Genomic DNA, 11978 nt, shown 5'->3' on the forward strand with positions numbered 1-11978 from the left:
ACCACCGTGATGACCAAGACGACCCAGCAGTTCTTCGACGCGCGGCCCGAGTCGGTCGGCCAGGCGCGGTCCTTCACCTCTGAGGCCCTGGCCGACTGGGGTCTGCCGGACCGCGCCGAGGACGTCCGGCTCTGCGTTTCCGAACTCGCCACCAACGCCCTGGTCCACGGGACTGCCCCCGGACACGGCTTCCTGGTCAAGCTCGACGCCGACGAGGATGTCGTACGCCTGGAAGTGCACGACAGCCGCCGCCAGCACCCGGAAGCTCGGCAGGCCGCCGGCACGGACACCTCCGGACGCGGGCTGATCCTGGTGAACGCGCTCGCCGACGGCTGGGGAGTCGAGGACCGCACTCCGGTCGGGAAGATCGTCTGGTCCTGCTTCAAGGCCACGGGAGGCACAACAGCATGAGCGTCCTGCTCACTCCGCCCGGCCCTGAGCTGCGGCTGCTGGTGTCGCTCGCAGCCTGGACCTGGCCCGGCACCCGCCCGGACGGCCGCGAGATCGCGCACATCCTGATCACCCACACCCCGGCCCTGACCGGCTCGGGCACCGCTGAGACGGCCGAGGCCAGGATGCGGCGGCTGTCCGCCAGCCTGGGTGGCCTGGTCGGCGCCCGGGAGGTCGTTCCGGTGCTGGAGCGCTGCCTGCAGATCGTCGGCGACCAGGTGCTGGTGCGCCGCCCCGGCGCCTCCCAGCGGCTGCGGCTGCCCACCCGTCGGTCCTGGACCGAACAGGTCGCCCGCAGCGGTGAGGCCATCCTCCTACTTGGGCTGGACCCCCTGCCGCAGTCCGCTGACGCCGCCAAGGTCGACGCCTACCTGGATGCAGCGCTCGTAGCCGACCGGCTGCTGTTCGGACGCGCCCGCACCCGTTGAACCCGCATCTCCTCGCACGGCCCCCGGACGGAACGGATGAGAGGGAACTGCCATGGAAACCTTCGAACGCGCCCGGCTGGACGCCTACTTCGCCCGGATCGCCGCCCAGTTCGCCCCGGGTGAGCAGACGGCGTCGTTCCTCATCACGCACCTGCTGGCCGAGCGTCCCGCGTTCGTCCGCGCGGTCGCCGCGATGACCCGGCTCACTGCGGTGCTGCCCAAGCCGAAGTCCGTCCACCCGGCCGCGAAGCGCGAGGTCGAGCAGACGCATATGGTCGACACCCTCACCCGCGAAATGTTCGCCCAGGCCGACGACGCTCTGGACTACCTCGAATCCCGTGCCGCCGACCAGACGGTCACCCTGCTGGACGTCGGCGGCTACTTCGCCCCCAGCCTCGCCGACGTCCACAACCGCTTTACCGGTCGGCTCGCCGGGGTGATCGAGGACACCGAGAACGGGCACCACCGCTACGAGGACCTCGACAAACTGCCCTGCCCCGTCATCTCCGTCGCCCGCTCACCACTGAAGGACCCCGAAGACTTCCTCGTCGGCCAGTCCGTAGTCTTCTCCACCGAGGCCGTCATGCGCGATCGCGGTGACATCCTCCACGGCCGCCCCGCCCTGGTGATCGGCTTCGGCAAGCTCGGCAGCTCGATCGCCCGCCTCCTGCATGCCAAGGGCGTCCATGTCACCGTCTTCGACATCGACCCCGTCCGCCGCACCCAGGCACTCTCCCAGGGCTTCACCGTCGCCCGCGACCGTGAAGCCGCCCTGACCGGGGCCGGCCTGGTGCTCTGCGCGACCGGCGCAGTCTCCCTGTGCGGCGAGGACTTCTCCCACCTGCGCAACGGCGCCTACGTCGCCACCGTCACCAGCAGCGAGGACGAACTTGACCTCGCCGGACTCCCTGACGTCTACACCCGCACCCAGGTCGGCGACCACGTCACCCGCTACCAGACCACCGGCCACTACTTCTATCTGGCGAACGGCGGCAACGCCGTCAACTTCATCCACGGCGCCAGCGTTGGGCCGTTCATCTTCCTGGTCCAGGCCGAGATCCTCGCCGCGATCAGGATGCTCACCCGCGGCGACCTCGCCCCCGGCATCCATGAGGTCCCCGCACCCGACCGCGAAGCCATCGCGGCGACCTGGCTCTCCTACTTCAACAGGTGATCACCATGACCATCACGGCCCACCACATCCGCACCACCATCGCCGCCTACCTCGACGAACACCCCGAGGACAAGCGCGAACTCGGCGCCGTCCTCGGCCTCCTGGACGACGGCGACGACCTCACCAGCCGTAAGACCCTGCCCGGCCACGTCACCGCAGGGGCCATCCTCGTCGGCCCCGACGGCCGCATCCTGCACATTCTCCACAACGTGACCCAGAAATGGCTTTTGCCCGGCGGTCATCTGGAGCCCTCGGACGAGACGCTCCTGCAGGCCGCCGGCCGCGAACTCGCCGAGGAGACCGGCATCCCGCCCCACGTCGTCACCCCGCACGGCGAGACTCCGCTCCACATCGACATCCACCCCATCGACGCCAACCCCGCCAAGGGCGAGCCCGCCCACCAGCACTTCGACTTCCGCTTCCTCTTCCGCACCACCGCCGACATCGGCGAACTCCAGGCCGAAGAAGTCTCCGACGCTGCCTGGCGAACGGTCGGCGCCCTCCACGACGAGAGGTTGGGTCAGCGCGTCGCCCAAGCACTGCGTTGACCCCAAGACCGGCCGCCCCTGCGTCTGCGACCCCCGACGCGCGCGGGGGCGGCCTCCCAGCCCGCCCAGCGACAGGCCACCAAGAGTGGCCTTCGTCACCTGATACGGCGATCGTTGCCATGGAAAGCGACGCGATGCACCGTCTCTACGAGACGCGGGCCGGAGCGGCAGCCGCCTCCTAAAACGACACGACCTGCATGGGACACAGTCTCTGCGGCGACAACGGGCTGGAACCACCACGACCTCGGCCATGAAGGCGCAGCCCAGCGCTACTACCAGGTCGGCTACCAACTCGCTTGCGAAGCCGACCCCCACGGCCACGCCGCCTGGATGATGCGCGCCCTCGCCCACCAAGCCCTCAGCCTCAAACAGCCCCGCCACTGCGTCGACCTCGTCGAAGGCGCCCTCACCCGCGGCCTCGGCCGCATCGACGGACAGACCGAGGCTCTGCTCCACATAGCCCACGCCCGCGCGTATGCGGCCGTCCGTGAGAACCCCTTGGCCGCACGTGCCCTCCTCGCCGCCGAAGACGCCCTCCTCCGCAAGGACGGGCCCCAGCCCAGCTTCTCCCGTGTCAGCGGCCCCGCCGCCGGCACCGTGGCCAGCCACACCGCCCGCACCCTCAGCGACCTCGCCGACCACATCGGCACCGAACAGCAGCACCGCGACGCACTCACCCGCTGGGACCCCGAGAAGTACAAGCGCGTCCACGCCCTCACCCACGCCGACCGCGGCGACAACCTCGCCGCCCAGGCCCGCGCCGACGAAGCAGTCGCCGCCTGGACCCAAGCCCTGGTCCTCATGGAGGGCATGACCTCGGACCGCACCGCAAAGCGATCACCTCGATCCGCTCCACCCTCGCGACCTACCAGCGCCGCCGCGTCCCCGGCGCGGCCGATCTGGCACGCCGCGCCCGTGAGGCCCTCGCCTTACATGCCCAACAACCCGCCCGACGAAGGGAACCCCGTGGCTCAGCAGACAGACGAACGCCCCCAAGCCCTCCCACCGGCGCTCGAATCGATGACGCTGCTGGTCGCCGCCGTCATCGTCCACGACAAGGCCACCAACCAAGTCGTACTCCTCCAACGCAGCGAGAACGCCAAGTTCGCCCGGGGCAAGTGGGACCTCCCCGTCGGCAAGAGCGAACCGGGAGAGCCCATCACCGAGACAGCCGTCCGCGAGCTCTACGAGGAGACCGGCCTGACCGTGAAACCGGAGGCGCTGAAGGTCGCCCACATCATCCACAGCGCCTACGGAGTCGAATCCCCCAACGGCTTCCTCACCGTCGTCTTCGCCACTCACGAATGGACCGGCGAACCCGAGAACCGCGAACCCCGCAAACACGCCCAGGTTCGCTGGTTCGACGCTAACGCGATCCCGAAGGACTTCGTGGGCACCACCTCAAGTGCCCTCCACCATTACCTAGGGGGAGGCTCAGAGGTCTCCCTGAACGGTTGGTAAGCGTCGTGGTCGCTGCTCCCGGGGCTCTTCGCGTCCAGGTCGCGCCAGACCGGGAGCAGGGCCGGGCTCAGCGTGGCCAGCAGGTAGGCGCCGCCCATCAGGAGCAGGGCGGGGGAGAGGCCGGTGCCCTCGACCAGCAGACCCGCCGTCAGGCCCCCCAGGGGCATCGTCAGCTCGCAGCCCGCGGTCATCGCGCCCGCGACCCGGCTGCGGAGTTCGTCCGGGACGCGTTCGTACGTCACCGTCGTCAGGATCGGGTTGATCATCCCGCCCGCGACACCCGCCGCGCCCATGGTCACCGCGAGCGCCACCGTGGAGTCGGTGAGCCCCGCCGCCGCGAAGCGTGGCGCGCCACAGAGCAGGACGGCGACGGCGAGGACTGCGCGGCGGGTGAAGCGGTGGCCCGCCGCGCCGTACAGCAGTGCGCCCAGCAGGCCTCCGGCGCCGAAAACCGCTGTGACCAGGCCCAGTTCGGCGGCGCCGCCGAGGTTGCGTTCGGCGTGTACGGGCAGCAGGACCCCGTTCCAGCCCTGGTCGACGCCGTTCATGAACATCGCCATGAGGACGACCGCCGCCAGGAGCCTGGTGCGCGCCAAGTAGGCGTAACCTTCGCGCAGTTCGGCGGCGTACGTACGCGGCGAGACCCGCGGCAGGCCCTTGACCGGCCGCGCTCCACCTACGCCCCGCAGCCCGGCGCCGACCAGCAGTGCCGACAGCAGATACGTCAACGCGTCCAGGAACAGGGCGACTTCGGCGCCGAGCAGGGCGATCACCAGGCCCGCGAGCGCCGCGCCGAGCATCCGGGCGCCGCGCTCGACAGCGTCGAACAGGCTCGCGGCGCGGACGAGGGTCGTGCCCGCCTGCTGGGCGAGATCCGGTACGAGGACGTAGCGGGCCGTGTCGCCGGGCGTGTGGGCGAGACCGTGGAGCGCCACCAGTGCGCAGAGCCCCCAGAACGGGAGCGAGTCGGCGCGGTGCAGCAGGGGGACGGCCCCGACGGAGAGCGCGCACAGGGTGTCGGACGCGATCGAGACGCGGCGGCGGCCGATCCGGTCGATGACGGGGCCGCCGATGAGCGCGGAGAGAACGACCGGGAGGGTGGCGCAGAAGGCCACCACGCCCGCGCGGCCGGCGCTTCCGGTGGTCTGGAGCACGAACCAGGGGATGCCGATCAGGCTCAGGGTCCGGCCCAGGGCGGATACGGCGTTGGCGGTCAGGACCGCGGTGAGCGGCCACCGTCGTACCGGTGCGGCGGTCATACGGGGCGGATGTGGGCTCGCGTGGGGTGTTCGAGCAGGCGCAGGCCCAACTCGACCAGGAGCCAGCCCAGTCGGGGGCGGAAGCCGTGGGGGTGGGGGTGGTAGGTGGCGGCTTCGGTCTGGAGTTCGGTCGCGCGTATGGCGTGGAGCTGGAGGTGCACGTCGGAAAATGGCATGACAAATCGTCCCTTCGCGCGGAAGTGGCAGGAGAGGGTGGGGGAGGGCGGAGCGGGGTTAGCCGTTCGGGTCGTCGAGCCGCTTCTGTGGCAGGGCGTGCAGATGGATGCGGACCTGTGCGACGGACTCCTCGCCATCGGGCAGCGCGCGGTCCTCGTATCCGGCGATCAGGTCGTGCATCCGGCTCTCCAGCTCGGCCAGCAGCTCCGGGGTGAGTCGCAGGGTGAAGTCGCTGAGGTCGGACTTGGTCGCCCAGACGTCCGGCCAGTCGTGCATCGTGCCCAGCCAGGTGCTCACCTCCCGGTCGTGGATGGAGGCGATCTCGTGCATGAACGTGTTCAGTGCTCCGCGTACCTCGGGGTTGGGGTCGTGGTGCAGCGTGTCGTCGACCATGACGCCCCTGTCCGCGGCCTTCCACCAGCGCTCCCGGCCCTTGCCGCGCCCCGGGTCGTCCGCGACGAACCCGTGCTCGGCCAGCTGGCGCAGGTGGTAGCTGGTGGCGCCGCTCGACTCGCCCAGCCGGTCGGCGAGTTGGGACGCGGTGGCCGGGCCGTGGTGGCGCAGGGCGGTCAGCAGCCGCATCCGCAGGGGGTGGGCGAGACCGCGCAGTGAGCGCGGGTCCAGGGTGCGGACGTCCTGCACGGGGACGTCCGGCGCGGGGGTGTCGGGATTTTCGGGCATGGCCTCAGCGTAGGTATGCAAAGAAGTAGTTGCAAGGGTTCCTTTGCAACTACTTCTTTGCAAGTCAAGGCTGAGGGCCGGCGCCCCCCGCTCAGCCCTCCTTGATGAAGCCCTCCTCGATCAGCCAGTCCTTCGCCACCTCGTGCGGATCCTGGCCGTCCACGTCCACCTTCGCGTTCAGCTCCTGCGCGATCCCCGTGTTCAGGCGCTCGCTCAGCGGGTCGAGCAGACCGGCGATCTCCGGGTACTTCTCGTACGTCGAACTGTGGATCACCGGCGCCGCGTTGTAGTTCGGGAAGAAGTGCTTGTCGTCGGCGACCGTGTCGAGATCCATCGCCTTGATCCGGCCGTCCGTCGTGAACACCTCCCCAACCAGGCAGGAGTTGGACTTGGAGACCTGGGTGTAGATGATCCCGGCGTCCATCTTCTTCACGCTGGAGGCCGGGACCTTCATCCCGTACGCCTTCACCATCCCCGGCAGCCCGTCCTCACGCGACGCGAACTCGTTCTCCACGCACACCGTGATCCCGCCCGGCTGCTTCTTCGACAGCGCGGCGACGTCCGACATCGTCTTGAGCCGGTACTTCGCGTTGTTCTTCTTGCTGATGCCCAGCGAGTACGTGTTGTTGAGCGTGGACGGCGCCAGCCAGCTGACGTCGTGCGAGCGGTCCGCGTCCCGTACGGCCGTCCACTGGTCCCGCGAGCCGGTGATCGGCTTCTCGTTGCCGAGGTAGGTGATCCACGCCGTGCCCGTGTACTCGTACATCGCGTCCGCGTCACCCTTGACGATCGCCTCGCGCGCGCTGATCGAGCCCGGCAAATTCGTCCGGTCCACGACCTCCGCGCCCGCCGCCTTGAAGATCAGGCCGATCATCTGGCCGAGGATGATGTTCTCGCTGAAGTTCTTCGAAGTCACCGTCAGCGAGGCGCCCTTGAGGGGTTCGCCCCGGCCGACCGAGCCCGGGGCGACCTCGTCCACCATCGGGGAGCCGCTCTTGAGGCCGCACCCGCCGAGCGTGGCCGCGCTCAGCATCAGCGCCAACCCACCCGTCACAAGCCTTCTGTTCGTCCGGCGCATCAGCGCTCCTCCAGTCCGCGCGGGGTGAGGACCACTTCGACCAGCGAGGCCAGCCAGTCGATCAGCAGCGCCAGCGTCACCGTGAGCACCGAGCCCAGGATCAGGACCGGCATGCGCTGCGTCTGGATGCCCGAGGTGATCAGGTCACCGAGCCCGCCGCCACCGCCGAAGGTCGCCAGTGTCGCCGTACCCACGTTGAGTACCAGTGCCGTCCGTACGCCCGCCAGGATCAGCGGTACGGCCAGCGGGAGTTCGACCCTGCCCAGCGTCGCGAGCGGCGACATCCCGATGCCGCGCGACGCCTCCACCAGTTGCGGGTCGATGGCCCGCAGACCCGCCACGGTGTTGGCGAGCACCGGCAGCACCGCGTAGACGACCATCCCGATGATCGCCGTCGACGGGCCGATGCCCAGCCAGATCACCAGCAGCGCCAGCAGCCCGAGGGCCGGGGTCGCCTGTCCGATGTTGGCCAGCGCGGTCACGACCGGCGCCGCCCTGGACAGCCCGCGCCGGGTCAGCGCGATGCCCAGCGGGATCGCGATGACCAGCACCCAGAAGGTGGAGACCGCGGTCAGTTCGACGTGCTGCCACAGCCGGAGGCGCACATTTCCGTTGGCGAGCGAGTTCCTCGCGATCGAGTCGAGCGGCACGTTCGTGATCCAGGCGAAGGTCAGCAGCAGGACGACCGCGACCACCGAGGGCACCGTCAGCAGCTTGGCCCGGGTTATCCGGCGCTCCGGGGCGGCCGGCGGCGGGGCGGGTTCCGACTCCTCGTCCCGGAACGCGTGCCCCTTGACGTCGTGCTCGCCCGGTGGGCGCCGGCTGCGCGCGGGAGAGGTCATGCGTCCGCACCGCCCGCCGGCTCCTGGCCGGTCCGCTGCCTGCGCTGCTCCGCCAGCTCGTGCTGGTGCTCGAAGGCGGTGAGCCGGTCCGCCTCCAGCAGCTCCTGCACGGACGTCATCAGCGTCTCCATGTCGACGACACCGATGTACTCACCGCGTCTGCCGGTCACGGCGACCCGTCCGCCGCTCTCGGTCAGGACCGCCTCCAGCGCGTCGTGCAGGGTGGCGTCCCTGGTCACGGTGTGGTGCACCAGCTGGCCCGCGTTGGCGAGCGAGCCCTTGGCGCGGGACAGGTCGCCGCGGCGCAGCCATTTGTACGGGCGGTTCTTCCGGTCCAGCATCAGCAGCTCGTTGTGCGGGCCGCTGCCCAGCTTGTTGAAGATCGACTGGAGCGGGTCCTCGACCGTCACCGACGGGAAGTCGGCGATCTCCACCTCCCGTACGCGCGTGAGGTTCAGCCGCTTCAGCGCGGCTCCCGCGCCCACGAAGCCGGACACGAAGTCGTCGGCGGGGTTGGTGAGGATCGCCTCGGGGGTGTCGAACTGCGCTATGTGCGAGCGCTCCCGCAGGATCGCGATCCGGTCCCCGAGCTTGATCGCCTCGTCGAAGTCGTGCGTCACGAACACGATCGTCTTGTGCAACTCGTGCTGGAGACGGATCAGTTCGTCCTGGAGATGGTCGCGCGTGATCGGGTCGACCGCGCCGAACGGCTCGTCCATGAGCAGCACCGGCGGATCGGCGGCGAGCGCCCGCGCGACGCCCACCCGCTGCTGCTGACCGCCCGAGAGCTGGCGCGGATAGCGGCCGTGGAACTCGCGGGGGTCGAGCCCGACCAGGTCCAGCATCTCCTCGACCCGGTCCTTCACCTTCGGTTTGGACCAGCCGGCCATCTTCGGTACGAGCGCGATGTTCTCGCCGACCGTCATGTGCGGGAAGAGACCCGAGGACTGGATCGCGTAGCCGATCTGCCGGCGCAGCTTCACGGGGTCCATGTCGGTGACGTCCTCGTCGCCGATCCTGATGCGCCCGGAGGAGGGCTCGATCAGCCGGTTGATCATCTTGAGGGTGGTCGACTTACCGCAGCCGGAGGGGCCGACGAGGATGACGGTCTCGCCCGCCTTGATCTCCATCGAGACGTTCTCCACGGCCGGGTTGGGGCTGCCCGGGTAGCGCTTGGTGAGGCCGTCGAGCTGGATGGTGGCGCCGCTTGTGGAGGCGCTACTGGTGGAGGCGCCGCCGGCGGATACGGCTCCGGCCCGCACCACGGCCTGGGCGCCGTTCGAGGCGTCGTCCGCGGCGTGGACCGGCGTCGGGTCAGTGGTCTCGGACACGGATCCCCCTTGAGATGGTCAGTCGGCCGAGCAGGACGTACGCGGCGTCGAAGAGCAGGGCGAGAATGACGATGCCGATCGTTCCGGCGAGTACCTGGTTGATCGCGTTGGCGCTGCCCAGCGAGGCGATGCCACGGAAGATCTCGTTCCCGAGACCGGGCCCCGACGCGTACGCGGCGATGGCGGCGATGCCCATCAGCATCTGGGTGGAGACCCGGATGCCGGTGAGGATCGGCGGCCAGGCGAGCGGCAGCTCGACCCTCAGCAGCCGGGCGCTACGCGACATGCCGATGCCCCTGGCCGCGTCCACCAGGTCCGGGTCCACGCCGCGCAGTCCGACGACGGCGTTACGGACGATGGGCAGCAGCCCGTACAGCGTCAGCACGATCACCGTGGGCGCGACGCCGAGCCCAACGAGCGGGATGAGCAGACCGATGGCCGCCAGCGAGGGGATGGTCAGGACGGCGGCGGTGGAGAGGACCGCCAGATTGCCGCCCCAGGGGCTGCGGTAGGTCAGTACGCCGATGGCGACACCCAGGACGGTGGCGATGACCATGCACTGGAAGACGGCGCTGGCGTGCTGGAACGAGTCGGTGAGCAATTGCTGGTGGCGGTTGGCCAGATAGTCCCAGAAGTCCACGGCGCTCCTCTCTGGTGGGTCGGAGTCGGTCAGCCACCCGGCCGTTCGGGCGGCCGGTCGCCGTCGGTGTCCTGGGCGGCCTGTTCCACCAGCGGGATGATCCGCAGCGGAACGGGGTTCTCCATGACGATCGCCGTGGAGGCCCGCTGAATACCGGCGAAACCGACAACCCGGTCGATCACCCGTTGGAGATCGGCGTTCGAACGAGCGACGAGTCGGCAGAGCATATCCCCGGTTCCGGTGGTGGTATGCAGTTCGAGAACCTCTGGAACGCCGCTCAAATGGGCCCGGACATCCGAACCTTGTCCTTGCTTGATCTCCAGGGTTGCGAACGCCGTAACTGGGTAGCCGAGAGCGGCCGGATCGACGTCCGGACCAAATCCCCGGATGACTCCGTTGGTCTGAAGACGGTCCAGCCGCGCCTGTACGGTGCCGCGCGCCACCCCCAGCCGGCGTGACGCCTCCAGCACCCCGATGCGCGGTTCCCGTGCCAGCAGGGCGATGAGCCTGCCGTCGAGCCCGTCGATACCCATGGCGCCTCCCGGGGCGGTTCGTGGTGGTCATCCTGTGCAGATGGTCCGGTCATCCTCGCCCCAGGCTGTACAGACTGCCCAGCGAATGCGCGAACTGTTGCGCACCTTGCGGAACGGGGAGACGCTGCCGTCATGGCAGACACCTCGGTGAACCTCGACTCAGCCCCCTCCACCGCGCGCGACGCCGACCCCTTCCCGGTCAGGGGAATGGACGCCGTCGTCTTCGCCGTGGGCAACGCCAAGCAGGCGGCCCACTACTACTCGACGGCGTTCGGCATGAAGCTCGTCGCCTACTCGGGCCCCGAGAACGGGAGCCGCGAGACCGCGAGCTACGTACTCACGAACGGCTCGGCCCGCTTCGTTTTCACCTCCGTCATCAAGGCGTCCACCGAGTGGGGGCGCTTCCTCTCCGATCACGTCGCCGAGCACGGCGACGGTGTGGTCGACCTCGCCATCGAGGTGCCGGACGCGCGTGCCGCGTACGCCTACGCCACCGCGAACGGCGCCACCGGTCTCCAGGAGCCGTACGAGCTCAAGGACGACAACGGCACCGTCGTACTCGCCGCCATCGCCACGTACGGCAGCACCCGCCACACCCTGGTCGAGCGGTCCGGCTACGAGGGCCCGTATCTGCCGGGCTTCGCCGAGGCCGCGCCGATCGTCGCGGGCCCCGGGAAGCGCACCTTCCAGGCCATCGACCACTGCGTGGGCAACGTCGAACTCGGCCGGATGAACGAGTGGGTGGCGTTCTACAACAAGGTCATGGGCTTCACGAACATGAAGGAGTTCGTGGGCGACGACATCGCTACCGAGTACTCCGCCCTGATGTCGAAGGTCGTGGCCGACGGCACGCTGAAGGTGAAGTTCCCGATCAACGAGCCGGCGGTCGCGAAGAAGAAGTCGCAGATCGACGAGTATCTGGAGTTCTACGGCGGCGCGGGCGTCCAGCACATCGCGCTCGCGACGAACGACATCGTCGGCTCCGTACGCACGATGCGCGCGGCCGGTGTCCAGTTCCTCGACACCCCGGACTCGTACTACGACACGCTCGGCGAGTGGGCGGGCGAGACGCGGGTGCCCGTCGAGACCCTGCGCGAGCTGAAGATCCTCGTGGACCGCGACGAGGACGGTTATCTGCTCCAGATCTTCACCAAGCCGGTCCAGGACCGGCCGACGGTCTTCTTCGAGATGATCGAGCGGCACGGCTCGATGGGCTTCGGCAAGGGCAACTTCAAGGCCCTGTTCGAGGCGATCGAGCGGGAGCAGGAGAGGCGCGGCAACCTCTGATCCGTCGTACGGCACCGTCCCGTCGTACGACACCGTCCCGTCGTCGTCCGGCGCATGCGTGGCGGCGCGGCCCCACGGGAGTTCACCGT

Annotated in this window: 14 protein-coding genes and 1 pseudogene; 7 read left to right on the plus strand and 8 right to left on the minus strand. The window is 69.4% G+C overall.

The window, feature by feature from the left end; genetic code table 11:
- Window positions 1–9: 9 nt before the first annotated feature.
- The 6 genes and pseudogenes from ACFWV8_RS30110 to ACFWV8_RS30135 all read left to right on the plus strand — a co-directional run bounded on the left by ACFWV8_RS30110 (window position 10) and on the right by ACFWV8_RS30135 (window position 4061).
- Window positions 10–411 (plus strand): ATP-binding protein, encoded by a 402-nt coding sequence (locus tag ACFWV8_RS30110; RefSeq protein WP_384210928.1) that lies wholly within the window; start codon window positions 10–12, stop codon window positions 409–411.
- The gene (locus ACFWV8_RS30115) at window positions 408–878 is read left to right on the plus strand and encodes a hypothetical protein (RefSeq protein WP_384210931.1); all 471 of its coding nucleotides are present in this window, start codon (window positions 408–410) and stop codon (window positions 876–878) included. The genes ACFWV8_RS30110 and ACFWV8_RS30115 overlap by 4 nt, the downstream gene beginning before the upstream one ends.
- A 52-nt stretch (window positions 879–930) precedes the next feature.
- Window positions 931–2052 carry an NAD-binding protein gene (locus ACFWV8_RS30120; protein WP_358911316.1) on the plus strand — a complete coding sequence of 374 codons (1122 nt, stop codon included), beginning with the start codon at window positions 931–933 and terminating at the stop codon, window positions 2050–2052.
- Window positions 2053–2057: 5 nt separating this feature from the next.
- Complete coding sequence (locus ACFWV8_RS30125; RefSeq protein WP_384210937.1) at window positions 2058–2600, plus strand: NUDIX hydrolase; 543 nt, start codon at window positions 2058–2060, stop codon at window positions 2598–2600.
- 219 nt (window positions 2601–2819) lie between these two features.
- Window positions 2820–3529, plus strand: a pseudogene (locus ACFWV8_RS30130) (hypothetical protein); the annotation flags it as partial.
- 4 nt (window positions 3530–3533) lie between these two features.
- Complete coding sequence (locus ACFWV8_RS30135; protein WP_384210944.1) at window positions 3534–4061, plus strand: NUDIX domain-containing protein; 528 nt, start codon at window positions 3534–3536, stop codon at window positions 4059–4061.
- On the opposite strand, the gene ACFWV8_RS30140 is transcribed toward ACFWV8_RS30135, so the two are convergent.
- From ACFWV8_RS30140 to ACFWV8_RS30175, 8 genes are all read right to left on the minus strand, one after another.
- Complete coding sequence (locus tag ACFWV8_RS30140; protein ID WP_384210951.1) at window positions 4019–5320, minus strand: MFS transporter; 1302 nt, start codon at window positions 5318–5320, stop codon at window positions 4019–4021. The two genes, ACFWV8_RS30135 and ACFWV8_RS30140, sit on opposite strands and share 43 nt — an antisense overlap.
- A complete protein-coding gene (locus tag ACFWV8_RS30145; RefSeq protein WP_384210956.1) occupies window positions 5317–5496 on the minus strand; it encodes a hypothetical protein in 180 nt (59 codons plus the stop codon). The genes ACFWV8_RS30140 and ACFWV8_RS30145 overlap by 4 nt, the downstream gene beginning before the upstream one ends.
- 58 nt (window positions 5497–5554) lie before the next feature.
- Window positions 5555–6178 carry an ArsR/SmtB family transcription factor gene (locus tag ACFWV8_RS30150; protein ID WP_384210960.1) on the minus strand — a complete coding sequence of 208 codons (624 nt, stop codon included), beginning with the start codon at window positions 6176–6178 and terminating at the stop codon, window positions 5555–5557.
- 91 nt (window positions 6179–6269) lie between these two features.
- Window positions 6270–7211 carry a glycine betaine ABC transporter substrate-binding protein gene (locus ACFWV8_RS30155; RefSeq protein WP_384210984.1) on the minus strand — a complete coding sequence of 314 codons (942 nt, stop codon included), beginning with the start codon at window positions 7209–7211 and terminating at the stop codon, window positions 6270–6272.
- Window positions 7212–7255: 44 nt separating this feature from the next.
- Window positions 7256–8098 carry an ABC transporter permease gene (locus tag ACFWV8_RS30160; protein WP_384210966.1) on the minus strand — a complete coding sequence of 281 codons (843 nt, stop codon included), beginning with the start codon at window positions 8096–8098 and terminating at the stop codon, window positions 7256–7258.
- Complete coding sequence (locus ACFWV8_RS30165) at window positions 8095–9360, minus strand: ABC transporter ATP-binding protein (RefSeq protein ID WP_384210987.1); 1266 nt, start codon at window positions 9358–9360, stop codon at window positions 8095–8097. Before ACFWV8_RS30165 ends, ACFWV8_RS30160 begins: the two co-directional genes overlap by 4 nt.
- A 52-nt stretch (window positions 9361–9412) precedes the next feature.
- On the minus strand, window positions 9413–10069 hold the full coding sequence (locus ACFWV8_RS30170; RefSeq protein WP_384210973.1) for an ABC transporter permease: 657 nt from the start codon (window positions 10067–10069) through the stop codon (window positions 9413–9415).
- 29 nt (window positions 10070–10098) lie between these two features.
- Window positions 10099–10602, minus strand: a complete 504-nt coding sequence (locus tag ACFWV8_RS30175) for an Lrp/AsnC family transcriptional regulator (RefSeq protein ID WP_329387162.1) — start codon at window positions 10600–10602, stop codon at window positions 10099–10101.
- Window positions 10603–10734: 132 nt separating this feature from the next.
- Between ACFWV8_RS30175 and hppD the strand changes: the two genes are divergently transcribed.
- Window positions 10735–11889: a 4-hydroxyphenylpyruvate dioxygenase gene (gene hppD, locus ACFWV8_RS30180; RefSeq protein ID WP_384210978.1), complete on the plus strand. Its 1155-nt coding sequence runs from the start codon at window positions 10735–10737 to the stop codon at window positions 11887–11889.
- Window positions 11890–11978: the final 89 nt, after the last annotated feature.

The organism is Streptomyces sp. NPDC058665 (assembly GCF_042714995.1).
GTDB lineage: Bacteria > Actinomycetota > Actinomycetes > Streptomycetales > Streptomycetaceae > Streptomyces.

Excerpts from the sequence above, each read along its gene's own strand:
- hppD (WP_384210978.1), top strand. The coding sequence starts at position 10,735 with ATGGCAGACACCTCGGTGAACCTCGACTCAGCCCCCTCCACCGCGCGC.
- ACFWV8_RS30175 (WP_329387162.1), bottom strand. The coding sequence starts at position 10,602 with ATGGGTATCGACGGGCTCGACGGCAGGCTCATCGCCCTGCTGGCACGG.
- ACFWV8_RS30110 (WP_384210928.1), top strand. The coding sequence starts at position 10 with ATGACCAAGACGACCCAGCAGTTCTTCGACGCGCGGCCCGAGTCGGTC.
- ACFWV8_RS30150 (WP_384210960.1), bottom strand. The coding sequence starts at position 6,178 with ATGCCCGAAAATCCCGACACCCCCGCGCCGGACGTCCCCGTGCAGGAC.
- ACFWV8_RS30160 (WP_384210966.1), bottom strand. The coding sequence starts at position 8,098 with ATGACCTCTCCCGCGCGCAGCCGGCGCCCACCGGGCGAGCACGACGTC.
- ACFWV8_RS30125 (WP_384210937.1), top strand. The coding sequence starts at position 2,058 with ATGACCATCACGGCCCACCACATCCGCACCACCATCGCCGCCTACCTC.
- ACFWV8_RS30115 (WP_384210931.1), top strand. The coding sequence starts at position 408 with ATGAGCGTCCTGCTCACTCCGCCCGGCCCTGAGCTGCGGCTGCTGGTG.
- ACFWV8_RS30120 (WP_358911316.1), top strand. The coding sequence starts at position 931 with ATGGAAACCTTCGAACGCGCCCGGCTGGACGCCTACTTCGCCCGGATC.
- ACFWV8_RS30140 (WP_384210951.1), bottom strand. The coding sequence starts at position 5,320 with ATGACCGCCGCACCGGTACGACGGTGGCCGCTCACCGCGGTCCTGACC.
- ACFWV8_RS30145 (WP_384210956.1), bottom strand. The coding sequence starts at position 5,496 with ATGCCATTTTCCGACGTGCACCTCCAGCTCCACGCCATACGCGCGACC.
- ACFWV8_RS30135 (WP_384210944.1), top strand. The coding sequence starts at position 3,534 with ATGCCCAACAACCCGCCCGACGAAGGGAACCCCGTGGCTCAGCAGACA.
- ACFWV8_RS30155 (WP_384210984.1), bottom strand. The coding sequence starts at position 7,211 with ATGCTGAGCGCGGCCACGCTCGGCGGGTGCGGCCTCAAGAGCGGCTCC.